The 26,076-nt window shown below is 32.8% G+C and carries 19 protein-coding genes; 6 read left to right on the top strand and 13 right to left on the bottom strand.

Translation table 11 applies throughout. The annotated features are described in order from the left end of the window. Positions 1-201: 201 nt before the first annotated feature. The 4 genes from MY490_RS11235 to MY490_RS11220 all read right to left on the bottom strand — a co-directional run bounded on the left by MY490_RS11235 (position 202) and on the right by MY490_RS11220 (position 4,274). A complete protein-coding gene (locus MY490_RS11235) occupies positions 202-555 on the bottom strand; it encodes a hypothetical protein (protein ID WP_248269270.1) in 354 nt (117 codons plus the stop codon). 19 nt (positions 556-574) lie between these two features. Next, positions 575-721, bottom strand: a complete 147-nt coding sequence (locus MY490_RS11230; RefSeq protein WP_248269269.1) for a hypothetical protein — start codon at positions 719-721, stop codon at positions 575-577. A 178-nt stretch (positions 722-899) separates the two neighbouring features. Then, positions 900-1,967, bottom strand: coding sequence for a PH domain-containing protein (locus MY490_RS11225; RefSeq protein WP_248269268.1), 1,068 nt, complete (start codon positions 1,965-1,967; stop codon positions 900-902). Positions 1,968-3,053: 1,086 nt separating this feature from the next. Continuing rightward, positions 3,054-4,274 carry a hypothetical protein gene (locus tag MY490_RS11220; protein ID WP_248269267.1) on the bottom strand — a complete coding sequence of 407 codons (1,221 nt, stop codon included), beginning with the start codon at positions 4,272-4,274 and terminating at the stop codon, positions 3,054-3,056. A gap of 546 nt (positions 4,275-4,820) precedes the next feature. Here MY490_RS11220 and MY490_RS11215 point away from each other — a divergent pair. Continuing rightward, positions 4,821-6,842: a bifunctional diguanylate cyclase/phosphodiesterase gene (locus MY490_RS11215; RefSeq protein WP_248269266.1), complete on the top strand. Its 2,022-nt coding sequence runs from the start codon at positions 4,821-4,823 to the stop codon at positions 6,840-6,842. Continuing rightward, on the top strand, positions 6,839-8,452 hold the full coding sequence (locus MY490_RS11210; protein WP_248269265.1) for a diguanylate cyclase: 1,614 nt from the start codon (positions 6,839-6,841) through the stop codon (positions 8,450-8,452). The genes MY490_RS11215 and MY490_RS11210 overlap by 4 nt, the downstream gene beginning before the upstream one ends. A 496-nt stretch (positions 8,453-8,948) precedes the next feature. On the opposite strand, the gene MY490_RS11205 is transcribed toward MY490_RS11210, so the two are convergent. Genes MY490_RS11205 through MY490_RS11195 form a run of 3 tightly spaced genes read right to left on the bottom strand, consistent with a single transcriptional unit; the run spans position 8,949 to position 12,659 of the window. Further along, complete coding sequence (locus MY490_RS11205; RefSeq protein ID WP_248269264.1) at positions 8,949-10,370, bottom strand: glycosyltransferase family 2 protein; 1,422 nt, start codon at positions 10,368-10,370, stop codon at positions 8,949-8,951. Next, positions 10,363-11,439, bottom strand: a complete 1,077-nt coding sequence (locus tag MY490_RS11200) for a HEAT repeat domain-containing protein (RefSeq protein WP_248269263.1) — start codon at positions 11,437-11,439, stop codon at positions 10,363-10,365. The genes MY490_RS11205 and MY490_RS11200 overlap by 8 nt, the downstream gene beginning before the upstream one ends. Then, the gene (locus MY490_RS11195; protein WP_248269262.1) at positions 11,436-12,659 is read right to left on the bottom strand and encodes a response regulator; all 1,224 of its coding nucleotides are present in this window, start codon (positions 12,657-12,659) and stop codon (positions 11,436-11,438) included. Before MY490_RS11195 ends, MY490_RS11200 begins: the two co-directional genes overlap by 4 nt. A 214-nt stretch (positions 12,660-12,873) precedes the next feature. Between MY490_RS11195 and MY490_RS11190 the strand changes: the two genes are divergently transcribed. Beyond that, positions 12,874-13,677, top strand: coding sequence for a CAP domain-containing protein (locus tag MY490_RS11190; RefSeq protein WP_248269261.1), 804 nt, complete (start codon positions 12,874-12,876; stop codon positions 13,675-13,677). Positions 13,678-14,347: 670 nt separating this feature from the next. Here the strand turns inward: MY490_RS11190 and MY490_RS11185 are convergent. Then, on the bottom strand, positions 14,348-16,615 hold the full coding sequence (locus tag MY490_RS11185; protein ID WP_248269260.1) for a sensor domain-containing protein: 2,268 nt from the start codon (positions 16,613-16,615) through the stop codon (positions 14,348-14,350). A gap of 1,075 nt (positions 16,616-17,690) precedes the next feature. Continuing rightward, positions 17,691-17,888, bottom strand: coding sequence for a DUF378 domain-containing protein (locus MY490_RS11180; protein ID WP_248269259.1), 198 nt, complete (start codon positions 17,886-17,888; stop codon positions 17,691-17,693). A gap of 179 nt (positions 17,889-18,067) precedes the next feature. On the opposite strand from MY490_RS11180, the gene MY490_RS11175 reads away from it, so the two are divergent. Then, positions 18,068-18,952, top strand: coding sequence for a MerR family transcriptional regulator (locus MY490_RS11175; RefSeq protein ID WP_248269258.1), 885 nt, complete (start codon positions 18,068-18,070; stop codon positions 18,950-18,952). Positions 18,953-19,272: 320 nt separating this feature from the next. Here the strand turns inward: MY490_RS11175 and MY490_RS11170 are convergent, their stop codons facing one another. The 3 genes from MY490_RS11170 to MY490_RS11160 all read right to left on the bottom strand — a co-directional run bounded on the left by MY490_RS11170 (position 19,273) and on the right by MY490_RS11160 (position 22,214). Then, a complete protein-coding gene (locus tag MY490_RS11170) occupies positions 19,273-20,379 on the bottom strand; it encodes a murein hydrolase activator EnvC family protein (RefSeq protein ID WP_248269257.1) in 1,107 nt (368 codons plus the stop codon). A gap of 264 nt (positions 20,380-20,643) precedes the next feature. Continuing rightward, positions 20,644-21,456, bottom strand: coding sequence for a VOC family protein (locus MY490_RS11165; RefSeq protein ID WP_248269256.1), 813 nt, complete (start codon positions 21,454-21,456; stop codon positions 20,644-20,646). Positions 21,457-21,743: 287 nt separating this feature from the next. Continuing rightward, positions 21,744-22,214 (bottom strand): hypothetical protein, encoded by a 471-nt coding sequence (locus MY490_RS11160; RefSeq protein WP_248269255.1) that lies wholly within the window; start codon positions 22,212-22,214, stop codon positions 21,744-21,746. A gap of 281 nt (positions 22,215-22,495) precedes the next feature. On the opposite strand from MY490_RS11160, the gene MY490_RS11155 reads away from it, so the two are divergent. Continuing rightward, the gene (locus tag MY490_RS11155; protein ID WP_248269254.1) at positions 22,496-22,672 is read left to right on the top strand and encodes a hypothetical protein; all 177 of its coding nucleotides are present in this window, start codon (positions 22,496-22,498) and stop codon (positions 22,670-22,672) included. Positions 22,673-23,003: 331 nt separating this feature from the next. Next, complete coding sequence (locus MY490_RS11150) at positions 23,004-23,705, top strand: FHA domain-containing protein (protein WP_248269253.1); 702 nt, start codon at positions 23,004-23,006, stop codon at positions 23,703-23,705. A 560-nt stretch (positions 23,706-24,265) separates the two neighbouring features. Here MY490_RS11150 and nagZ read toward each other — a convergent pair. Beyond that, a complete protein-coding gene (nagZ, locus tag MY490_RS11145; RefSeq protein ID WP_248269252.1) occupies positions 24,266-25,909 on the bottom strand; it encodes a beta-N-acetylhexosaminidase in 1,644 nt (547 codons plus the stop codon). Positions 25,910-26,076 lie beyond the last annotated feature (167 nt).

Here is a 26,076-nt window from a genome sequence, read left to right as displayed (position 1 = left end):
ACATGAAGCACTCGAATTAGTCCTCATTGAAAATTGTATTTATATCAGTTTCGAAATTTTCAAGTATATATAAAAAAAACATTTTACAGTTATTCAAGACGTGTCGTTCCTTATTATTTCTTGGTTTTCAATAGAAAAATTTAATACATTTAAATAATCAACTCTTCAATCATTGATTTAAGTCAATGATTGAAGAGTTAATTATTTTTCTTTATGTTTGTTGTAATATTCAAGCCAGTATTCCTTTTTCACATATATCCAGTTTTTTTGACCTGTGTCATTTATAAGTTTTAGAGCATAAATTTCTCTCACTTCTGATTGATATTCTTCTACAGTTTCAAAATCAATACTATCTCCAATTGTCAATTTAGATTTTGCATAACCAAGTTCTATATCGAAACAATGAGCATCAATTTTATAAATTTCACGTCGGCTATATTGAATACTTTTCATTTCTATATAGTTTTTTTTAAATACTGCTTTATTAACTAAAAAAGTTCCTGCTTTTTCAGGATTTTCATCGTATACATTTATGGCATACAGCTCAGGATCCAATATTTGAACTTAATCGAATCTACATAACTAATCTTTTTTGTTCAACAATCAAATCATACCATTTCTCTGTTACCATCTTATATTTTACATTACAATCTTGATCTTGTATTTCCATTTTCATCTTCTTATCAAATAAACTATCTAATAATCCAACTGAAAATTTCATTAAAATTTCTCTCCACTCCTTTTAGTCCAATCATTGTATCTAGCTTTGTTTTATCTACAAAATAATGTCATGAAAATGTCTGATTTTATGTAATATTAAAGTTATAAAAGTAATAAAATCATTTTAAAATATCGGTAAATTGACACACTATGCATTAGGTATCTTTTATCGAAAATGTTTAAAAATAATTTTGCTTCAGTAGTTTAAAGGTTTCTTCTACCTGTTTTAACATTTCATCTACTAAATTAGATTTTTCTACTCTATATTTTACGAATAAAGGAATATGAGGAACTAGATCCATTGTATATAGCTTTTTAGGAGCAGTGGTAAGAAATGGGCTTAAAGCTAATCTAACTTTGTTTAATTCCGATGGGTTGCTCCATTTCTTTCCATAAATTTTCAACCAGAAAGGTGTGTTATATAAATGCAACCAAGCCCTGTTATCGAAACTAATATCTGCATAAAATTCTCCGAATTTAAAGTAGCGTTTATAATGGTGTGCTCCAGCTCCAGATCTTAACTTTCCGTTTTCAGTTGAAAAAATACCTCTAATCATTCCTTTTGAAAATAATTCATCAACAATATCACTATAATTCATATTTCTTTTAGGTATCATAGGAGATATCTCATGCTCGTGAATTGGTAGGAATGCTTGGTTGTCCATCTCAGAGCATAATCCTAATAATTGTAGTACATCCCCTTTTAGAAGTTCATCCTGTTGGAGAGTCATTTGTGAAATAATCTCATTCAACAAATAATCCCAGTTAGTAATTGCTAATTGTTTATTATGATTAATATTTACAAAAAATATATTTTCTTGTGTGTTAATATCTAAAAATGGAATTTGTTCTTCATTCAGACGTTGAATTAATTCTCCCCAGACTAATTCCATTCTTAACTTTGGTACTAAAAAAATTAAAATGGACGGTTTATTTTTATCCAAACGATTTAAATAAGTAATTGGCTGGTTTCTAGTAAGACCCGCCCAAAACTTGGCTTCAATTATATAAACGGAATCATTATTAGTATCAAATCCAACAATATCAGGAATAGCGTTATCATTAGAATACACTTGGCTTTGAAAGGATAAATCCGAGTCAATATTAGGATTAATATGATTATTTATCTTTGTAATAGCACTTCTAGCAGCAAAGCTATTGTCTAAAATATAATTAAGTGCTTCTGTTGCTAGATTTTCATTATTTGAAATAAAGTTTTTCCCTAAATATCCAAGTAAGCTTTTCATGTAATTCACCACTTATACTTATTTTTAAAAAGATCTTATGTAATATATAAAATTAGGTTAAGCGTAAATTGATTAATTATTCCATGTTAGACCTGGTTAAATGAATAATAACCAACAAAAAAAGCACTCAATAGAGCGCATATTCTTTCTTAAGAAATAGTTTGTACATAAAAAACTTAAAATTAAAAGCTGGATTTTCTATTTTACCTTCAACTAAATAATCAGAATGAAATTTAAAAATTTGTTAACACTTCTTCTTGTAATAAATATGTGCTAATATTACTGTAGTTAATTATTAATTTTTAATAATAAAATGTTTTTATGTAAACTAAAATGATTATGTTAAATGCAAGACGTATACTATATATTATGTAAACTAACAAAAAACAAAAACATTAAGGATGGCAATTTTTTTACCACCCTACTTTCCAAAGACACCATTCTGTTTACTTCTGCGACAAAAAATTGTTACTTTTATCATTTATTATACGTAATTTACATTTTTGTAGTAATTACCGAACATTTTAATTTAATTTCAAGCTCTTTAGTCTATTGGACCGCTCGATTTTAACGTTTTAGACGCAAATTAGTTTACTTCATTGTGTTATTGTATTAAAAAAAGCAAGTTAAGGACTCAAATATTTAGTTCCTCATGTGGAATACCATTATAATTTGCCATTACTACTACCAACAATTGATGAATTTCATTTTATATTAAATTTCACTGCATTTTCTTCTGGACTCTTACGTCTTGGATCATGTATGTTACTATCTGTTGTATTAGGCATTGGTGAAAGCTATTTTCTTCTAGTACACCAAAAAATCGTTCGATTATGCCTCCTCTCTCAAGATAACTAACAGGTCTAGCGTTTAACTGAGCTACCATTTAAAGTGAATATATTATATTATTTATTTCTTAACTAATTAACTTTAAAAACAAAAATAGACTTTCTTCTGTTTTCTACGGCTAGGGAGTTTCTTTTTTTTAGCATTTTGAAAAATTGTTTTTTACCAAAAAATTTACCGTATTTCTGTCAACAAAAAAAGATTCTCTTTAGTAAATAAGAGAATCTTTAACAGGAAACTTCATCCGGCGGTTTTTTGCACTTGTAGTGTTAACATGTAGTTCCCGTTTCCGTCATCTGATAAGTTTATTACAAATACATTTTTTCGCATGACATTTGTTAGGGCTTGGTCAATTTCATCTAAATCAGACGAGGAATTCATACCTGTTCCAATCACGATCACAGTTCCAAATATCTTTGCATCTTCTGCTTTTTCATAGGACACATTGGTAATCTTTGTTGAGGTCACACTTTGTGCTACTTCCATCGCTTTTGCTTCAGGAATATTATCTAATGGATTTTCCGACAGTTTTGTTTTTGTCATGTAGTATATCGTATCACTTTGACCAATACCTGGTTTTGATGTGAATTCAAATTTATATCCATATATATCTTCTAATTTTTTAGCGATTGTATTTGGTTGACCGACTGAATTAATCATGTGCAACGACCCATAATATTGAATGGATAAATCGTTACCGTTCATATCAGATACTGGGTTCATAAATGCTTTAAAATCAACTTTTTGAACTGCATTTGTATACCCAGCCATTCCATTGATTAACGTAATAATCGTTTGCTCATCAAACCTAGTGACAGGATTTGAAGTGACATTTGTCATTCCCACAATATCCGCCGTTTTAAACCACATTTTCGCTGTTTTTGTTTTCTTTTCCCACAATGTTTTTTTGAAGGTATTCACTTTCTTGCTTTTCTCTACATATCTAGATGGAATGTAAACCTGTACTTTTTTTGCGTATTTTACGGTCTTTTTATTGCCCTTTTCTTTCACATTTTTGTATGCTGTGATCGTTTGTGTTCCGCTGTACCAACCGTTACCAACTGGATTAAGCGACATCCCTTTTTTTGTAGTAAACCCATGTCGACCCTTCCATGACTTGCCCGTATAACCTCGAACATTTGCGTTTACTGAATAGACAGTTTGAGTTGTCGTTTGAGTTGTTACCTTGCTATCATAATCATCATACGTTACCGTAGCGTACCCAAACGGATCCGTTGCTTTCACAACAAAAAATGGTTTGTCTTCAGTTACATGTGCTGGCACACTTGCACCTACTTGATTTTCAACGCGGAATGGTTTTGTTTCACCTTTACTTGTATACATGACTGCACCTTTTTTAACAGTGCCAACCTCTGTATCTGCATGTACAAGTCCACTGAACGGTAAACTAGATAAAACCAAAACTGCGATAGTACTTACAATTTTTAAATTCCTTTTCAACCTAAACACCCTTTCCACAAGATTAGACTTTTCTCCCTCTTCCTACGAGGGCTCTTGTATCCCATATAGTGAAAGCACGTTCCTTTATCTCATAAAAGAAATTAATCATTTCTTTATCCATAGTATGACCACTCTCCATCTCTAGCTCACACACTTTTTAAAGCATTCGGGACAGCGCTTTAGTTCAATAGATATAACTGCAGCACATTAATCTGTTACCTCTCCCCTAATCCACAATAAATTTGATTTATATCTAGGATCAATTCTGTCTCCCTTTAAATTATAAATCGTATAGCTTCACTAATATCTATTTGTAAAAATCCCGATTAGATGAAAGGAAATTGCTTTTGTTAATCTGTTCATCTCTATTAAAGGATATTTGTATAACTACTACATTTTAATTCTTTTTTTTGACGAAAAACTCCTTATTCTTGCATACTATTCCAGTCGTAGAACAAAACTAACACTATCTAAAATGGTACGTTTTCCTACAATAAATATTCTCCAAAACGATCGTTTTCCATAATGCTATTAGGAGGTTAACCAATGACGGGTGAACTAAAAGGAAGTTATTCCGTTACGTTGATTATTTTATCTGTTGTAATAGCTTGTTGGTCTTCCTACGATGCCTTAACACTTAACCAAAGAGTGCAACAAACGAGTTTTTTACCAACGACAGTTTGGCGCGTGCTTTCAGCAATTGTGATGGGACTTGGCATTTGGTCAATGCATTTTATAGGCATGAACGCACTTTTACTTCCTGTTCAAATGCTCCATTCTCCTGCTATCATGGCCATTTCGACTATCCCGGCAATTTTTTCTTCCTATCTTGCTTTTTATGTCGCAAACCATCCAAAACAATCTCTGAAACAAACCATTCTAGCTAGTTTACTGATGGGTTTAGGGATTTCCAGTATGCACTATATTGATATGATGGGCATTCAAGTCCATGCTGAACGACATACCAACTTGTGGACTGTGTTTTTATCCACCTTCATTGCAATTGCTACATCATTCGTTGCATTGTCCTGTTTTTCAACTGTCCGATCTCACTATATTGCTAATGGGTGGTGGAAAGTGATTGCATCGGTTGTACTAGGAATAGCCATTTCCAGTATGCATTATGTTGCAATGGCAGGTGTCACGTTTACAGCAAGTAACCATGTGCATCATCCAATGAGTTTCCATTATCCAATGGATAGAATATTAGTATCGATCGCTACAGCCGTTAGTATGATATTCATTTTAACTGTGTCGCTACTTGCTAGTCTGTTAGACCGATACATCAATCATCGACTACACTATGTCGATCCGATTACCCTTTTATTGAATCAACGTCAATTCGAAATAGATATCCATCAGGTTGCGGTAGAAAGTGCGTTGGCACTGATTCAAATTCAACAATCAAATGAATGGATTTCAGGGAAAAATTATCGAATGACAGAGCAAATGATGTACCAAGTTGCTAAATCCTTAAAAACGGAACTACCAAACTATGTAAAAATCTACCAAGTCGAGCAAAACCGAATCGTGGTGTTGGCAACAGGCGAAGGAGTCGCAGTAAATCTAAAAGAGGAAATAAAACAGTTTTTAACGAACAATCTTAATCATATAGACAAAGAAAGTGATCACATAGAAACTATTTGTTCCTTTTGTTCTCGAAACGAAAAAACAGAACTGACCGAATTATTTGCAAATTGCATGGCAGCTATAGAACATCCGCTTTCCCGTTTTTCTACTGGGATAATCGAATACAATCCAGCTATACATGAGAACCCTTCGGATTTAAACCTGGAAGAATCAATCTATGAAGGGATTGCCAATCGTAATTTATTTCTTGATTATCAACCGAAAGTGTCATCGAAAACAGAAGAAGTGACAGGTGTTGAAGCGCTTTTACGATGGCAACATCCAGTTCACGGACTATTATCACCAGCGATCTTTATTCCCATTATGGAGAAAAGCAACAAAATATTTGATGTAACAGATTACGTAATCGAAACAGCCTGTCAACAAATTGAGGAATGGGTTAAAAAAGAAATTCCCTTTCAACAAATATCGGTGAATATCCCTGGAACTTATGTACCGCTAACAAGACTAAGTGAAGTCATTCAAAGAAACATCAAAAACTATCCGAATGCCCGCCGATTTCTTGAACTTGAAATAACCGAAACAAGTGCCATTGCAAATATAGATAGCGCGGTTCGTGCGGTTCGAACTTTCAGAAACTTAGGATTATCAGTCGCATTGGATGATTTTGGAACAGGGCTTTCTTCCTTATCCTATTTGCGTAAAATCCCGATTTCGACAATTAAGATTGATAAATCGTTTATCGACGAAGTACCTCGTTCGCAAAAAGATGCAGCCATTATGCGAGCGATGATTGATTTATGTTTTTCGTTAAATCTAGAAGTTGTCATTGAAGGGGTCGAAACAAAAGAGCAATATACCTTTCTTCAAAATGTCACAGGCTCTCCTCAAATCCAAGGGTATTACTTTTCAAAACCACTTTCGACAGACGAATTTGAAAAATGGTTAGCAAAACGAAAGAAAGAAGGGGCAAAATGAAGAAAATCCAAATAGTTTTCATCACCAGTGTGCTCTCGTCTTTTCTTTTTTTATCATATCTTACGTATCTAGTACTAGTCGAATCCGCTCGTTTTCGTGATTGGTTTAATGTAGATGCGCAACGAATTGCTCTCTATACAACAAATCACACGGAATTAGCTGATCTCCTACGAATTTATTCCAATGATGTACTCAAAACCCGAACGGATTTCACAAAGAAAATTGATTATTTGCAATACAATCCAAAAACAAACACCTTTCATAGTGATGCCTTAATTAATACACCGAGTGAAAAAACTCACGGTAATATCACTGGGTATGGACACATTTATACCTCCGAATTAAAAATTCGAGAACTGAACTTGGCAGATCATTTAAATCCTTTTTTTGTATCGATCTATGAACGATTCCCAAACATCTCGTGGTTATACTACACAAGTGAAAGTGGATTTAATAATTTATACCCATTTGTTCCATCAAAATTGTACACATTCAAAAAAGAGTCATTAAATAATGATTATTGGAAACTAGGGAGCTTCAAACAAAATAAAACAAGAAAACCATATTGGAGTACTCCTTATGTCGATCGAGCAGGTAAAGGGATGATGGCTACAGTATCAGCACCTATTGATTACAAAGGAAACTATATTGGATCTGTTTCGCTTGATATGACCGTTCACCAATTAAGCGCTGGGTTAAATAAACTTTATACTAGTTTTTTATGTGATGAACGAGGTGAAATTATAGCGACCTCAAAGAATAAATACTTATCTTCATCCAGAGTCACCAACATCAGTCAATTTCTTGGTCGCTCAAATGATTATCAAGCGCTTCGCTCAAAAGCAGATAACGTACCTCAATTTCATCATGGTTTACGTTTTATCAAACAATCAATCCCAAATGCCAATTGGACATTTTATTACTTTTTAACGCCATCTGACTATGTGGAATTATTTGGAATAAAATGCTTCTTAGTTCTAATAGTACTTTGTATGCTTGTTTTTGTAACATTTCTGTTTGTTAAAAAGCAGACAGCTGAACAACAATTGAAGTCTACAGTTAGGACACTTGAATCAAGAGAGAAAGAGTTAGAAACCCTTACAACAACCGATCCGTTAACAGGAATCTTAAATCGTCGTGGTTTGGACTATGCACTTGATGTTGAAATCAATCATGCACAGATATCAAAGCAACCAATTACTTTTATCTTATTTGATATTGACCGTTTTAAAACGTTTAACGATACGTACGGCCATGAAATGGGTGATTATGTGTTAAAAGAAAGTGCGTCACTTGTCGCTAGTTCCATTCGAAAAAATGATTATATTGGCCGTTGGGGCGGTGAAGAGTTTTTAATTGTGTTACCGAATACACCTTACGAAGGTGGCTTAAAAGTTGCAGAATCGTTACGTCAACGAATCGCAGCACACGAATTTTCGTTAGAGCACAAAAGCATACTCATTACAATGACGTTTGGTGTCTCGCGATATGATCCAACAATTGGTTTATCTAAAAGCATTCACCGAGCTGATTCAGCAATGTATATAGGGAAAGAACGAAGTCGTAATTGCGTTGTAGGTGAAGATGAACTTCCAAAAGATGAAGTTTAACCGTTAAACAAGAGCTAGGGATACCCTAGCTCTTGTAATTGTTTGTGAACTTCTTATTTAAATCACTCAGTGACCACTAAAACTCTTCAATGAGGTAACCTACTAGAGTTGGTTGTTTTCCATCGTCGCAATGTTTTCTTTTGTTGACGAGTAAGAGATTCCCTTTATCATCTTAAAAAGGTTATGGTAGTTAGTCTAACTGAATCAGAAAACTCGTCGATATATCCATTAAAATTTGTTTACTCTCTTTAAATGAGTAACTGAGATTTTAATTTTATATCTCACACGTACAATTAGACTGATTGACTGATTAGATGTAAATGTGGAGCTTATTAAATCATTTCATCTGTTCTATTCGGTTCCAATGCCTGCCCTATTTTAGCTAGATGTTGTGAAACCTTTGATAAATATAAAAAACGTTGTGCAAAAAAGTCTGCTCAAGTATAAGATTTAATTCTTTTTTTAGTAAACTAACCAATATTGACAGTTTATGAAATTACATCCCTTTTCGTTTCATTTCGCCCCAACCTTGACTTTTACCGAGCAGAATTGAAAACGTGGCTTTAACTCGCCAATACGTAATAATCGGACGATACCAAAACGCTTCTGAAAGTGCAAATAAAAATAAGCGATTCAACTCACGAATACTTTGATACTTATCAATTCGCCATTCTTCTAACAAGACAGCACCAACAGAAAGAAAAGAACCATAAAAAATCATTAAAACAAGTAACAAAAACGAATAAAGAATATTGACATCCTGCGAAAAGATATTGAATATAAGTGTGAAATATCCTAAACACTCAATAATCGGTCCAAAAAATTCTACAAATAAAAAGTAGGGCATTGCTACAAATCCAATTGCTCCGTATTTAAAATTGAATATCATTTTCCGGTGTGCCCACAAGCTTTCAAATAATCCTCGATGCCAGCGGACCCTTTGCGTACGCAAAACAGCAAATGACTCAGGTGCTTCTGTATAACAAACAGGATCTGCAACATATTCAATTCGCGCACCCCATTTGTGTTCGATGTTTTTTTCATGCAATCGAACAACAAGTTCCATGTCTTCTCCAATCGTGTTCGTTAAATATCCGCCAACTTGTATCACTCGAGATGTATTAAACACACCAAAGGCACCAGAAATAATGAGCAATAAATTTTTTTGACTCAGTCCAATTCGTCCGATTAAAAAAGCTCTTACATATTCAATAATTTGCATAATCACAAGTGGATGTTTAGTGAGACGCATTTCGTTTATTTTGCCATGAGATACGTGACTTCCATTTGCGATAAGGACATTTCCCCCAATGGCGATGATTTCTTCGTCACTATTTTCAATAATGGGTTTCATGATTTTAAGAAATGAATCAGTATCCAAAATGGTGTCACCATCAATTGAAGCGAAATAAGGATAGTTTGACAAGTTAATGCCAGCGTTCAGTGCATCTGCTTTTCCTCCATTTTCTTTATCAATCAAATACAAAAATGGATAAATGGCTGATTGGTACACATTTCTGACTTTTTTTGTCGAAATACCGTTTCTTTTTTGAATGACTTTGTGTTTCATCACTTTCATTTCAAATCGATCAATCACTTTCTGAAGTGTTAGATCTTTGGACCCATCATTGATGACAATAACCTCAAACTGCGGGTAATCTAATCGACCACTCCCTGTCACTAACGAAAGAATCGTGCCTATCACACCAACTTCTTCATTGTATACAGGAACGAGAATGGAAAGTGGTGCTGTAAAAGCTGATTCTTTTAACCGTTTATAAGGTTCAATTTTGTGAAGTCCAATTTCCCTTTTTAAACGAAAAAATGCAGCGAAAAACAATAGTAAATACGTTATACATAAAAGAAATACATACACAATGATCAATCGATTGAAAAATATCAGTACAGCATTATTCATCAAACACTACCCTTTCTAACCATTCTTGTGCAATCTGACGGGCGTATGCGTCTAAATGTGTTTTATTGATTTCAAGGAGTAATTCTTCTCCATTTTTATACTTTCGAATCGACCTTGCAGCTTCCGACCGAACCGAATAAGCTCGGTCTGAGATGAGTTGATGTAATATCGGCAAAAAATCTTGGGACCTAATACTACCCATCAGACGAGTCAACATTAGTTTTTCACTTATGTTTTTCTGGTTATCCCATTCTTCAGTTGACTGCATGATTTTGATTCTATTCAACACCAATTCTTTTTTCGATAAATAACCGATTGAAGCTATTGTTTTATACGAACGAATGCGAAGTTCTAAATCGCTTGATTGAATCAAAGATTCTAGCAACGCTTGGGTTTTTTCTGTTAAAAAATGCTTCACTCGAATAACGTCCAGTAATGCATACTGAATTGTTTGGTCAAGTTCATGCCAATCCATTAAAAAAGAATCAATTGTCCGAAAAGTCGTAAAATGTTTCAAACATTCCGTGAGTAAAAAAGATGGCATTTGTTTATGGCTCTTAATAAGCGTGAAAACAGTCTGGTCGCGAAACCTAGCTAGAATGAGAAAAATTTCAAAACGCTCTTCAACAGAACAATTTGCCGAATCTAAATGAGAAATTAAATCGTTCTTCATCGATTTGATGCCAAATTGATGAATGAAATATAATGCGTTCATTCGCTCCGCCCATCTCCTTGATGCGAGTTTCTTTCTGTACCGCGGAAGTAAGTAGCGGTTGATGATTGGACGAATCGGATCGAAATCCTTCTCAAACTGAATTATTCCAAGATAATGACTAAAGATTTCTTCCATCACACTAAATTGATATTCTTCATTTGGAAAAAATGAAACCGACAATTCACCTTTCACCACATAATTCTCAATCGTGTTTAAATTTTGTTCCAACCAATTTTGTTGCTTTTTTAACAGATTTTTTTGGTTGACTTTTCGAACGACCAAATAGACATAAATCGTGAGAATACCCACAATCAAGATTCCCATTAATAGTAAAACAACCCAAACAGTTGTCATGGTAACATCAGGCCAAGTAGCCGATTCATCCGACTACGCAATTCCCTTAAGCTAAATGGTTTTGCTAGGTAATCATTCGCACCACTTCTTATTGCAATTGCAATATCAGCCTCTCGTCCCTCACGGCCAAGCAGTAAGCAATTATATCTCTTTCGGTCATATTTCGTTTGTATTATCCGTAAAATTTCCAATCCACCCATTTTTGGCAAAAGCTGATCGATAATGATCACAAATCGTTCATTTTGACGATGCCAAGGATCCGCAAAAAACGCTTCACCATCTACAAAACCCTTGACCTCTACATCAACCATTTCCCCACCAAAATCAGCTAATTGATGATGCAACAACTCACGAATTAAACGGTCATCATCGATCACCGCAATCTTAATTCTCCGGATGTCCGTTACTTGTAGATCATCCTCCACCCGGGAAGATGGCACCTTTTCAATTAAGGCTAAACACTGTTCCACCGAACGAGTTGGATCAGCGATTTCAATGACACGATAAAAAAACGAGCCAACCTGTTCAGAGAAGGAGTGTTCTAACCGTTTCATCAATTTGAGTGCATCCACTTTTACTGTCTTCGGAAGAAGGAGGACCAGTCCACTTACCGGATGAAGCGCTAAAAAATCAGTCGGTCGAACACTTCCTTTGATAAATTGAATTAATTTCGAACCAATTGCATATTTCTCATTTTCATCAACAATGGTTAAGTCATCAGCTTTTATCGTCACGATTGAAAACGCTTCATACGAACGTCTCAAATCATATAAAAAGGTTTCGAGTTCCATTTTTAGAAAACGTACAGTATTTACACCTGTTATCGTATCAACAAGAACATGGTCTAGAATTCGTTTGCGTCGTTTACAAACTGTCTTCACGACTTGCTTCAACTCGGCAAGTTCAACACGTTCAGGAAAGTATACATCTGGGTAACCCACTTCCAATTGACGCCACATTTCAGTTGAGCCAATCCAACCTATTGAAAGAAACCGCTCCTCGCAAAAATCGGTTAACTTCCGTAAGTCTGAAAGAGACCCACTTGGAAGATTGTCAGAAAAAAGGAAAAGGACATCTAGTTTGAAGTGTTCTAACCTGTCAATGAGTGATGATAAGTGGTCCACTTGGAGCGAAACAGTTTGAACCATGTCATCTTCCCAATCGACAGCTAACTCGTCATTTACTACAACTATGACAGAAGATTTAACTGCTTCATTCATCGATTTTCTCACCTCAAATATGTTTTTAGTAGTAGAATACCCATTTCCCAAAATTTGAGGCAGATTATAAGTCTTTAAAGATAATCTCCATTTTCTCCTAATTGTGTTGTATATATAGTAATCAATTTCTATTTTACACTTCACTATCTTTATCAAATAAACCAAATAAAAAAAAACATAGTGGTTAAAATATTAAAAAAGGAGGGTAATAACCATGTCAGAACACACTAAGAAAAAAAGTCCTTGGATGTGGCTGAGTTTGTTTCTACTTTTAACAAACTTATTTTTTGTTTATAGATACTTTCAAATAATAAAAAATGATACACAACAAGAAGGTATAAACAGAATTGAAGAACCTATTATTTCTGATGAGCGCGATATAATGCTGGAGTCTATGAGCTCGACAATTAAACCAGTGAAACTTACCACATATAAGCCAACTTCAAACCAATCACTTAGTCAAATTGCCAATAAGTTCAAAGTTTCAGTTACAGATATTAAAAAAGTGAATCCAAGTTTAAAGTATAGATTACCTACGTACATCATCAGAAAAGGGACACCGATTAAAGTACCAGTTAAAGTATCTGCACCAAGCAAACCACCAGTAAATCCAGTGCAGGGCACACCAAGTACATTAACTGCTTATCAAAAAGAAGTATTGGACTTAACGAATAAAGAGCGTGCTAAATTGGGGTTGTCAGCATTAAAAGCTGATTTTAAAGCCCTTAATGATTGTGCTTATGCAAAAAGTAATGATATGGATCAAAATAACTACTTCGCACATCAAAGTCCAAAATACGGTTCACCATTTGATATGATGAAATCTTTTGGGATTTCGTATACTAGTGCAGCAGAAAACATAGCGATGGGGCAACAAACACCAGCAGAAGTAGTAAAAGCTTGGATGAATTCAAGTGGTCACCGAGCAAATATTTTAAATGGACAATTTACATACATTGGAATTGGTTACAAAAAAGGAAAACAAACTTACTGGACACAGCAATTTATATCAAAATAATTAGAGCTAGGAATACTTCCTAGTTTTTTTCATTTATACAATATGTGGGCAACAGCCAATTTTGAAAACAAGTGTAACTATGATTTAGGGATCCACCAGTTTCAAGATGTAACGATCATCTAATTAACTTTATTGGTCTCCATTCTATTTCCGCCTGATAAAGTTTTGTATGATATATTTCGGTTTAATGTTTCCACGCGAAATTTATGTCGAGGAAACGACTTCTTTAATTTAAAAACTCTTCACGTGAAACTCAGTATTTTAACTAAGGTTTCACTCTTCACCTCCCTTCGCTTACTTTCAATTTGGAAAATAGGAGAAACTTCCATTGTAGACAATCCCGTCTTCTAACTCATTGAACTTTTGGATGATTGAGGTTGGTACGAACTAATGGATATAAAAAAAGCAGCAATATTAAAATAAGCTGCTAGAACAATGCGGTTATTATTCAACTTTAAAAAACTGAGGGTGTAAATGTGAGCAACTTCAATTTAGTAAAGCTTCTAGTCTTTTCTTTACCCACTATAGATTTGAAATTATCAACACATTGGTGAAAGAAGGTTATGCTAGTCTAACAATTGCAGCAATTCATTTTGAAAATGACGGAAATGACATTTGTGGTATTGATGGTTCTTTTTATGTATTAGCTTTTTTGGAACTAACAATTGTTTTAACTCTTTTTAGTAAGATTGTATCTGGTTCGGATGAGTTCTTCTATGTCACTTGTAGCTAAAGGTTTACTGAAATAATAGCCCTGTGCATAATGACAAAAATTTGATCGTAAAAACTCAACTTGCGCTCTAGTTTCGACACCTTCTGCGACAATATCGTATCCAAGTTTGTTTCCTAGTTGGATTATGGCTGTAACAATTGCACCATCATTTGATTCTCCATTAATTTCATCTATAAATGATTTATCAATTTTTAATTTATCAAACGGGAGTTGTCGCAAATAACGAAATGATGAATACCCCATTCCAAAATCATCAATTGATAAGCGTACGCCGATTTTTTTTAATTCGTTCATGATCTTACTTGCCAAGTTCGCTTCTTGCATTATACTTTCGGTAATTTCTAAATCCAGATAGCCTGGGATAAGTTTTGTGTCAAATAGTATTTTTTCGACCATTCCGACGAAATTTTTATCTTTTAATTGAACACCCGAAACGTTAACCGCTATACTTTTTAACGGAAAACATGATTCCTTCCATTGTTTGAATTGATTGCAAGCTGTTTCTATAACCCATTTTCCAATTGGATTAATTAGACCTGTTTCTTCTGCAATTGGAATAAATTCAATTGGAGGAATGAACCCCTCTGTGGGATGATGCCATCTTAGAAGCACTTCCAATCCAACGATGTCATTTGTTTTTAAATCAATTTGTGGCTGATAAACCAAGGAAAACTCATCATTTTCTAGTGCCTTCCGTAGCTTGATCTCAAGTTCCATTTTCCGGTCATTTTCGACTTGGATATGGTCGGAATAAAAAAAATAATCATTTTTTGAATTTTCTTTTACACGATACAGTGCTGCATCTGCGGTTTGGATGAGCCGCTCTACTGTTTCGCCATTATCTGGGTACATACTAATGCCAATACTAATCGACATATGTATGGAACGTCCTTCGATGTATAATGCTTGTTCAAAAACTTCGTTGATTTGTTTGGCCATTCTTCTTGTTTTGGAGTGATCTGTGTTTTTTATTAAAATCACAAACCCATCTCCTCCGAAACGGAATAATTCACATAGATTACTTATGTTTACTTTTAATCGTTCAGTTACCTCTCTTAGCAGCATATCGCCAAATCTATGGCCAAATGTGTCATTCACATTTTTAAACCGATCGAGATTTAAAAACAAGACAGCAAGTGATTTACGAGTTTGTTTACACTCTTGTATTTCTTCATTTAGTCTAGTTTGGAGTGCATTTCGATTTCCAATCCCTGTTAACACATCAAAATACGCTAAAAATTTTAGCTGTTTTGCGGTTAGTTTTCGTTCGGTAATGTCCCTCACGATTACTTGAACCGCCTTATTTCCTTGATACGTTGTTGGAAACGATAACACCTCTGTGTTAATTATTGTTCCATCTAAGCGTTTTATATTGTATTCGCTAATTCCAGTTTCCCCTTTTATTGCGGCTTCCATTCGATTGGCTGCATGACTCATCGACTCTTGAGAGATAAATTGGAAGATGTTCTTTCCAATTACTTCTTCTTCGTTTTTTGCACCAACTAGTTCAAAGCCAGCCGAATTCGTATACAAGATTTCCCCCTTTTCATTGTAGATCATCGTTGTATCTGGTGATAGTTCAACTAATTTTTGATAGCGGTCTTCTGTTTCACGATGTTTTTCTTTGGCTTTAGTCTGAAGTGTTATATCTTGTGAGATATACATCAATTTTTCTACTTCACCCGATTCACCGATAATCGGTAAACATTTGCTCTCTAAAATCACGTAGTTGCCGTTTTTGTGGATAAACTTGACGATAAAGTTTCCAGCGTATTTAAATTGTTTTCGGTGGGCAAACACTTCTTTCCGATTGTTTACTTCTTCTTTGGCGATAAACTCAAAAATACTTCTTCCTTCATAATCTGTTGGTACGTAGCCTAAGAAGGTTGAAAAAGATGGTGAACCATATTCGATCGTTCCGTTGTCTTTCACAACAATAATAATATCGGTCGAGTTCTCAACAAACAAGCGATATCTTTCTTCAATGTGTTTGACGATTTGTTGTTTTTTGTAAATGACACTGTAAAAGAAAATGGCGCTAATGGTTAGATAACCAATCCCCTTTATCATAGAGAAAGCATGAAACTCCCTAGCATACTCAACGAGTAATGAGTCTGACAAGAGTATCCATAAAACACTGAATAACAGATAGCCCACTATTAGAACAAATGTAGAACTTTTTTGATTCATCAAGCGTTTTTTCATAAAAACACCTTTTTCTCTTTAGTTTTTCTCGTTTTATTGTTTGTCTTGATTTTAATCCTATACGATTTTTGTGGTGTTCATTCATCATTTTCATTTAAAATCGAAAAAAATCAACTAACTGATCTTATTACTCTTTGAAGAAATCGACTATATAAGTATTATGAGAAATAACACTCCTATGGATTAAGATAGCCTCCTAAAACTATTACATCTAATCGAAACGTATACTTTCAACTCCATTCCGCTGAAATCTACTTTATTGTTAACTTTAATACTTTAACGGTAATTTTAAAACTTTTATTATTGAATAAATAATGCCTCATAAAGTAAAAGGATCGAAATTACTATTAAAACAACTAACATTTTAATTAATGTGAACCTCTAATTCATTACCTATCTCCTAAAAATTATTAATTAAATGAAACTTCAAAACAAAGATAAAATTATAGGTTTTTCTCTAGTAAGCACATTTGTGTAGGTGAACAGTTGAACCGAAAGTGTATACATTCAGGAACACAAATATGTTTACATATGGTATTTTTGTTTTAATTCGACCTAAATCCCTCCTCTCTTGAACCAAATGTGAGACATAACATACTTCCACCAGTACCAAACTGCCCCTTTTTTGATGAAGAAAGTTTCGGTATTATCTCTTTTTAAACTATCGAACCCGTTAGTTTTCTTTTAAGAATTTCATTTTCCCCTCTGTTTTACATAAAATAAAAAAGAGTAACTTAGGTTACTCCTTTTAAAATTTTAGTTATTTATAGTTACATATTATTTCTAAACCAGATAAAGCATTTATAGCTTTTTTTCCAGAATAGCAATGCAAAGGCTGATCGTATAAGGATCAGCCTCTACTTGTTGTTGAACTATCACTCTCAAGAATTGATTTTTTCATTGTGGTAATCCTGCAATATAATTTTTTATAATGGCGGGACACTTTAGTATAAAAAAGGATATTTAATTATATATACTAGTAGGTTAATTTATATTATAAAAAAAGGTTACGACTAATACAACCAGTGCCTTAAAAAAAGTCACTCTTAATCTAATAAAATTCATTTAAAAGTTTTTATTTAGATACCTTAGATAGAAGCTTAAAACTATAGATAGCTGCAAGACCTACGAGTATATAAACAATTCTTGCAAAAACACTATCCATTCCACCAAATATGCCTCCGACTAGATCCCATTTAAATAGTCCTACTAATAACCAATTTAACCCTCCCACAATAATCAACACCAAAGCCAAAAGATTTAATGTTTTCATCTTTGTTATCCTCCTTATAAAATTTGTATAACTTACATTAAATATTATACAAAAAGTTATACAAAAATGACAATCATTTTTTACTTTCTCAACTTTTAAATTTATTATTCATCTAAGTTCCCTTGAATCATGTATAGTTTTTGTATAAAATATGTATAGCTAATGGGAGGTGATTGATAATGTACAGTATAAAAAAAGTATCTGAATTAATAGACGTACCCACTGTAACAATAAGAGCCTGGGAAAATCGATATCATGTCGTCAGTCCAATGCGAACAGAAGGTGGACACCGCATGTATAGCAAAAAAGATTTAGAAACCTTAAAATGGTTAAAAGAGCAAACAACAAAGAATCGAATGAAAGTTAGTGAGGCTGTCCAACTTCTAAACCAATCAACCTATAAGTCGTCAATTGAACCCCTACCCAGTAGCAAATCTCATGAAGATATAATAGCTATAAAAGACAAGTTGTATCAATCACTTATGAATATGGATACACAAGAAGCAAACAGTATAATTGAACTAGCTTTTTCATTGTTTAATTATGAATATGTTTTTCATCATATTTTGGCAGAAATCCTATATCGAATTGGTGATGAATGGGAAAAAGGAAAAGCGACTGTTGCTCAGGAACACTTTGCCTCTCAATTTATCATAAACAGATTTGCTCAGTTTTTAAGGATTTTACCAATAAACAAGGCACTGCCTAAAGTCTTAGCTTTTTGTCCTGAGGGAGAAAATCATCACATTGGACTAATGATGTTTAGTATATTCTTACAAAAAAAAGGAAATGAAGTGATTTATTTAGGACCGAATACACCTCTTGATGGTTTATTTGATTTAATTCAGCATAAGAAACTTTCTATTATTACAATCTCAATTACCAATTCTGCTCATTTAGTTAGGATAGAAAAGTGGATTCAATCATGTATTAAAACAAATACCCATTTAAAGTTTGTCATCGGGGGGAAAGGCGTTCGTAACAGTCATTGTACGAATACACCATCAGTTACCTATATCACTGATTCGGATTGGGAATCTGTATATGAATCGAAATTCTATTAACGATTTTGTATTAGATAAGAATGCTGTTTTTAACCTGTTAAAAAACACTAAATTCTTCTTAACCGTTGTTTAGTAAAATAGAGGATGATCAAATAATAACCATTCTCTATTTCTTGTTGTTCCTCATACACCACCTTGCTTTGAATGATAACCTTCTTTTTTATATTTACTCTTTCTTCCTCAATTGTCGTATTTTCTAATTTTACCTTTAAAGGAATCCATTTTTTTTTATCCGATAAACTTCACTCACATATCTTTCCACAAACAAAAAACAGTCTAGCTAAAAATAGACTGTTTTTTGTTTGTAAATATATAAAAGCTTAAAAATTAATATACTTTGCTGGATTTACTGCGTTTGATTTTGCCTCATTCCATTGACCATCATGCAATTCAAAGTGAAGATGCTTACCAAAAGAATGCCCCGTATTTCCCATCGTTCCAATTTTTTGCCCCTTTGAAACAGATTGACCTGCTGAGACTTGATAATTTTGCATATGAGCATAAACTGATGTAAATACTTTTCCATTAATATTATGAGTAATAAAAACAACATTACCGTAACTAGCTGAATTGTAAGCTCGTATTACAACGCCATTTGCTACTGAGACAATCGGCGTACTTCCTTTTTTAACAATATCTACGCCAAAATGTGTTTCATGATCAAATGATCTGTATCCAAAACCTGAAGATAAATACCCTTCCGCTGGTCGAGTAAAATTTCCACCTGAAATACTTGAAGCGACTTTTATTGCTTTTTCCTGTTCTTTTAATAGCTCTTCTTGTTCCTCTAAACTCAAAATATCTTGTTCCTTTTCAAATAAATCATCCTTAAGTTTGCTTAGTATAGCATTCATCTGAGTTTCTTGATTAACAAGTGAACGTTCTAAATTTTGAAGATCTTTTTTATCATTTTTCAACTTAAATTGAGTTAAGATTAAGTCTTTCTTTTTCAATTCTACTTTTTCAATATCGTTCTTTTGTTCCTTAACCAAGTCTTTATCAGCATTCATAAATTTACCAATAGCGTTTATTCGTTGAACTAAATCACCAATGCTTTTTGCATCAAAAATAACATCTATATATGAGTTATTTCCAACTGATTTTTGAAGTCCTTCTAATTCAACTTGTAATTTTTCTATTTCTTTTTTGCCATTTATTAATTCAGCCACTTTTTGGCTCTTCTTTATTTTTGCATTCTCAATTGATTTGTTAATTGTATTTAAAGAGTTCAATAACAATTTTTTCTGATCATTTAATTGATTCATCTCATTTTTTGCTTTTTGTGCTTCTTCTTGAACTTTTACTCGTTTATCTTGAATACTCTTAATCTTTGTATTTTCTATATTCTCTGCCAGTACATCATTTGGAAGTATAGTAAATGATAAACTTGCAGCTACTAATATAATTTTACTTATAATTCGTTTCATCGTTATCTCCCTAAGCTTGACATATTCTTATATATGTTAACTTAGAAATGTAACAATTTTATGCAAATTAGGCTACACTCTTTTTACAAGTTTTTTACAAGCTCTTTGCAACACTATTAAACATAACCAGTAAATCAATAGTTAGTTCATAAAAAAACCACCAAGAATGATCGCAGTTCTTTACTACTGCTTAATGTTAATCGTTTTGTTATTTCTATATCTAATTGAAAATATTTATGTAACTTATCGAAATAAACAGATATATTATTCGAACTTCCAATAACCATCAAACATTTCAAACAAGTGATTTTGATTTGTATCAGTAAGGTTCACTAAAAAAGGTGTATCCCCTTTTTCTTTTAATACCTTAGCAGCTGGACCATCTCCAATTGGTGTACACAATAATAAATTAGTTCCGTTTAATTTTAATATTCTACAACGTGCATTGATTTTGGAATCAGTATACTCCTCTCCTTGATTAAGGCCAAATAAATTCTCCCAAAATTTTGATGTCTCATCCAAATTATTTACCACAAAACCAATGCTTTCCAATTTTGGTTGCCCTAATATATGTGATCCAATCAGTCCTTGGTCTTCAAATTCCGAATATCTTTCTTCATCTGATTTTTCCCATTTAATAAAAAATGGTAACTTAACCTTTTTTTCCGGGTATTCAGGGAATAATAATGTCCACCTGATTACCTGGCCATCAGCACGAACTCTCTCCCCAGTAAGCGGTCCATATATTGTAAGTCCTTTTGCTTTAAGTTTAATTGCAAGTTCCTCAATCTGATTTGTTCGGATTGCTACTGTCGCTGGACCTTCCCGACTTTCTTTTGCTAGCTGTTTTACGATTAGCGTAATTAATCGATTTTCCTCATGTTTTTCAGCTATTGATAAATTTTCAATGCCTAAAAACTCAATATAACTTAAGCCGAAATAAGATAGAGTATTATATGTACCCCAAGATTCATGCCGTCCTCCTTTCACAACATGAATTCCTTTTTGACTTAAGGGGAAAATTGCTTTCTCTGGTTTCTTAAAAAACCAAACAAGGTGATCAAAGAATAGATCCATTATCGTACTCCTTTCACTCGATATTATGTTTTTATGGGGGATTAAGGCCTGGAATATCCTGGTTTCCGCCAATTTCCATTAGATCAAATGTAATATCTATCTCTTAAATACCAATATTGTTATTAGATAATTAAATAGGAGTAAACAGATTTGAGTATGTGTACACCTATTAAACATGAACCAGTCATTTCCAAAGCATATGTATTACTTTTCGAAAATCTTGGCAAAAAATCCGTTTACTTAAAGTCCAACATAAAAACTCCCCAACAAGGCAAGGAGTTAGATCTTCATTTATTTCGTTCCAGAAAATCTTTAACTCCTTCGAAATGATTCTTCATTTTTCCATCGATTTTATCAAGGATATAATGACCGTCTTTTTCAAGCGGACTACTGGTTGTTTGATGTGCATCAATCGAAGCAATATAGTGGCCTAAATTGATCTTCATTGCTATTAACTTGTGAATGTGATGCCCGACATCATAATGCACCCAATCGATTACATGATAGTATGCATTCTCTATGACCATGCGGACTGGGTATAGGAAAAGTTTACTCGTTGGAATCAGTAATGCTACTGCACTTACTCCGAACCCAACAAGAACCACTTTCATTCCAATATCTTTAGCCAAATGAGCGAACGTGAATCTTGAATCAACAAACGACTGTGGATTGTTCGTTTCCTCTTGAATGAGTTTGTGAAGACCCTCGATTAATAATTTTCGTTCATATGGATAATACGTTGCAAATCGTTTCATCATCTGGCATCCTCTCTTCCATATAACACAATTCATTCATTACGTGTCCCTCTATTAAACGATATGAGACAACTGGTAAAGTATTCCAACAAATGGATGTACAACGTAGTATAAATTAGAACGATTAGATAAGCATTATTCCGCTGCAGTGGCATCTAAATCAATCATTTCCATGTTTCTAACTCCTGGTTAAATCTGAATCTCCTCAAACTTACTCATTTCTTTACATAATTCTAAATAAATACATGGACAAATTCCAATACTAATTTTACGAGGTGATATTAATGAGTAAATGGAACGAGCAAGCCGCAGCGAATAATAATTTGCCATCCAGCACAATACGTACTTCTGAGCTTATGTTAGGTAAGAACGCCGACCATGAATTTGCTGAAGACCTATCTGATGGCGGAGAAAGAAATAAAAATATTGAGATGCTAAATAAAAATCCTAAGCTGAAATAATTATTAAATTATTAATAAAGTTTAATTAACTAAAAAAAGAGCTAATCCAATACTTGACGATTAGCTCTTTACAATTTTTATTGACAAATTCTCGCATTAATTAGTTATTAACATTTTTAGGATTTTAAATCGAATAATGGTCTACTATTCAGATCAATTTAGTGTTAAATTAGTATTGAATTTGATGTACTCTTTTAAAAAGTTAATAATCTAGTTCCTGTTTTTTTCCACATTAGAAGATACTATAAATAATGAATTATCTTTACAAATTAGATTCATATGATACACTCTTTTTTGGTTTAACTAGATTAGTTTTCAAAGGAGTAACTTCATGAGTATTCAAAACGTGTATCTTTCTATAAAACAAGGAGAAACAGCCACAAACCAGAATAGAATTCCTATTTCCTTAAATGAAACATTACTAGGGCGTACGTGGGGGAATGATTTCCCAGATATTCCTTTTACTAGTCAATATATCTCAAGAAAACATGCTTTAATTAGTTTCGATAAAGAAGAAAATTACACAATCGTTGATCTCATGAGTAAACATGGAACACAAGTAAATCATATTTCTATCGAAAAAAATAAACCCTTTTTCCTTCGTGATGGCGATTGTATAAGTCTTGCAAGTGGTGCTGCTGTACTTATTTTTCATAATCTATCAGAGCAGAACCTTGGAGACACACTTGATATGCCATTAGTTTTAGACAAACACCTAAATGATTTCAATGGTTTATCAGTGAATGTAGTTAAGAGAGAAATTTTAATTGATGGCGTAAGAATCCATCTAACTAGTAAAGATACAGAATTATTTTTGTTGTTATATCAAAGAGCCAACAGCGCAGTAAGCTATAACGAAATTAAAGTAAATGTTTGGCCGGAACGAATGACGAATGATATTGAGCAGCCTGATGTAGGACGGGAAGAAATTAATACCCTTTTATATAGATTACGTAAGAAATTAGGTAAATACGGTCAAAGAATTGTTTCTGTCCCTCGATATGGTTATATGTTTGAACAAGAGGATATGTAATAGATGAAAGATATAAAAACGAATAAAAAAGAGTGTAGAATATTTAAAATTCTACACTCTTTTTAGCATATAATTATTTTTCTTTTATAGTTTAAATAGTTAGATAGATTATAATAAATTAGCTCTTACTTTTTTCTCTAAAATTGTTAATTCAATATAAATAGCAATAAAAGAACACAATGAACCCACACAAAGAATTATTGCGCATACATATACAGGTAGAATTAACAGAATGTACCCTAATATAGTTCCTACAACTAATAAATAAAACATTTAAATTCACCCTTTTTTCACATTGATCAAATTAAATCAAAATCGTCTATAAAAAATTATGTACTTATGTAAAGGTATTACTTCTTGCTTTCTTACTCAATATCACATTGATAACAAAACACTAACATTTTAAAATTAATAACATTTGTAGACTCATAGTTCGATAAAGTAATGATTTATTTTAGTTATCAAATAGAAGTGAAAACAAAACAATTCGAGTAAAATAAAAAACCAGCTCCATTATAGGAACAGGTTAATAGTTTGTTATTTCATATTAATGACTCATATTATTTAGCAACATTATTAGGATTGTAAATTGAATAATGATCCAATACTATTATTTTATTCTTTAAAGGAAAAACAAATTTAAGCTTATTAGATCCAATTGAATACGTTATTATTTTTTCATTATTTGAGGTAGTAACTTCTGAACTAGGTGAACCAAAATAATTCTTTATATGATTGATCGTTAAAGATTTTAACTGAGGATCAAAAGAACGTAATTCAAATATTAAATGGCTTTTTTGATATCCAATGACTACGTTTCTCTTTGTGTACGTGTTATATGTTCCTTTAGCAGCGGCCACATAAACACTACCGTCTTCTTTTCCCCATTTTTCTCTTACTAGGTCAATATTCGAATTCATTACATTAAATTCTGCATTGATAATTTTCCCTTCATTCCCCTTCGTTGAAATATTTTTTAAAAGTAAGTACTGCTTATTACTAGTTTCATTGTTATAAGTAACGGCTTTCTTGATTTGTTTATTTAAATTTGTAACATTGACAGGTTGAACTTTATTATTATTAAGTTTATATTTCTGTTTTAAAGCCAGAATCTTATAAACACTTTTATTGATTGTGTCTTCTGATATTTTGTGATTTTTTACGGCTGTATAGATGCTATTGTATATGGTTTTAACATTTTCATTTCCATGTCCGATTAAAATAATATTACTACCTGCATTAATAGAGGTTACTGCTGCGTTACTTAAGTTATAGTGTTTAGCTATAGCTCCCATTGACATATCATCAGTTATGACAACACCATTATAGCCATATTGTTTTCGTAACAGTTCAGTTATCACCGCTTTTGACATAGATGCTGGATACTTTGAATCTACTTTTTTTACTACTATATGAGCTACCATCACCATATCCGCATGATTTTTAATTGCATTATTGAATGGAACTAGCTCAAACTTTTTTAAACTTGATAGATCTTTATTCACTATAGGAAGATCTAAATGAGAATCTACTGACGTATCTCCATGCCCTGGGAAATGTTTAATTACAGGAATTGTGTTTCCTTTATGAATTCCATCCATCATTCCAATACCAATGTTTGAAACGATACTTGAATTTGTTCCAAAAGAACGATCTCCAATTACTGTATTTTTAGGATTACTTTGTATATCGAATACTGGTGAAAAATCAGTATTGAATCCAAAAGACGATAGTTCTTTTGAAATCATATTACCTATATTATATGCGTATTGCATATTATTTTTATTTCCAATCGTTCTCGCCGAGGGTGTATTTATAACCGTTGAAGGCATTCGATTTACTCTACCGCCTTCTTGATCGACAGAGAGAAACAAAGGTACCTTGTTATTTTTATTATATGTTTTAATGTCATTTGTTAAATTTACTAATTGACTTGGACTTTTTATATTTGTTCCAAAAAGTATGACGCCGCCTAATTTATAATTTTTTAAAAGAGTATCTGCATTACTTGATGTTGTTCCATCGAAACCTGCGATAATCATTTGTCCGATTTTTTCTTTCAGTGTTAGTTTATTTAGCTCAACAAGTATCGGGTCAGTTTTAGAAACACTTACATTTTTCTGAGCCTTAACTACTAAACAACCTGATAATAATATGAAACTACTAATCGCAATCATTGATAATTTTTTAATATTGTTTTTCATATTTTCACCTCTAAATTCAATATGATGTATATGTCAATATTGACCTTTATCAAATCATAGCAAAAAAATGTTTCTAAATGATAAACATTTTGTATCAAATTTATGATTTAATACAAATCTAATTTTTGAACGAGTAAACTCCACGTGCTATCAGCTATTTGAGAATT

The organism is Gottfriedia acidiceleris, from assembly GCF_023115465.1.
GTDB classification, from domain to species: Bacteria; Bacillota; Bacilli; order Bacillales; family Bacillaceae_G; genus Gottfriedia; species Gottfriedia acidiceleris_B.
Note: the sequence above shows the minus strand (reverse complement) of the source record. Positions and strands in the feature narration are given on the sequence as shown.

Excerpts from the sequence above, each read along its gene's own strand:
- MY490_RS11230 (WP_248269269.1), bottom strand. The coding sequence starts at position 721 with ATGAAATTTTCAGTTGGATTATTAGATAGTTTATTTGATAAGAAGATG.
- MY490_RS11225 (WP_248269268.1), bottom strand. The coding sequence starts at position 1,967 with ATGAAAAGCTTACTTGGATATTTAGGGAAAAACTTTATTTCAAATAAT.
- MY490_RS11215 (WP_248269266.1), top strand. The coding sequence starts at position 4,821 with ATGACGGGTGAACTAAAAGGAAGTTATTCCGTTACGTTGATTATTTTA.
- MY490_RS11210 (WP_248269265.1), top strand. The coding sequence starts at position 6,839 with ATGAAGAAAATCCAAATAGTTTTCATCACCAGTGTGCTCTCGTCTTTT.
- MY490_RS11205 (WP_248269264.1), bottom strand. The coding sequence starts at position 10,370 with ATGAATAATGCTGTACTGATATTTTTCAATCGATTGATCATTGTGTAT.
- MY490_RS11200 (WP_248269263.1), bottom strand. The coding sequence starts at position 11,439 with ATGACAACTGTTTGGGTTGTTTTACTATTAATGGGAATCTTGATTGTG.
- MY490_RS11195 (WP_248269262.1), bottom strand. The coding sequence starts at position 12,659 with ATGAATGAAGCAGTTAAATCTTCTGTCATAGTTGTAGTAAATGACGAG.
- MY490_RS11190 (WP_248269261.1), top strand. The coding sequence starts at position 12,874 with ATGTCAGAACACACTAAGAAAAAAAGTCCTTGGATGTGGCTGAGTTTG.
- MY490_RS11185 (WP_248269260.1), bottom strand. The coding sequence starts at position 16,615 with ATGAAAAAACGCTTGATGAATCAAAAAAGTTCTACATTTGTTCTAATA.
- MY490_RS11180 (WP_248269259.1), bottom strand. The coding sequence starts at position 17,888 with ATGAAAACATTAAATCTTTTGGCTTTGGTGTTGATTATTGTGGGAGGG.
- MY490_RS11175 (WP_248269258.1), top strand. The coding sequence starts at position 18,068 with ATGTACAGTATAAAAAAAGTATCTGAATTAATAGACGTACCCACTGTA.
- MY490_RS11170 (WP_248269257.1), bottom strand. The coding sequence starts at position 20,379 with ATGAAACGAATTATAAGTAAAATTATATTAGTAGCTGCAAGTTTATCA.
- MY490_RS11165 (WP_248269256.1), bottom strand. The coding sequence starts at position 21,456 with ATGGATCTATTCTTTGATCACCTTGTTTGGTTTTTTAAGAAACCAGAG.
- MY490_RS11160 (WP_248269255.1), bottom strand. The coding sequence starts at position 22,214 with ATGATGAAACGATTTGCAACGTATTATCCATATGAACGAAAATTATTA.
- MY490_RS11155 (WP_248269254.1), top strand. The coding sequence starts at position 22,496 with ATGAGTAAATGGAACGAGCAAGCCGCAGCGAATAATAATTTGCCATCC.
- MY490_RS11150 (WP_248269253.1), top strand. The coding sequence starts at position 23,004 with ATGAGTATTCAAAACGTGTATCTTTCTATAAAACAAGGAGAAACAGCC.
- nagZ (WP_248269252.1), bottom strand. The coding sequence starts at position 25,909 with ATGAAAAACAATATTAAAAAATTATCAATGATTGCGATTAGTAGTTTC.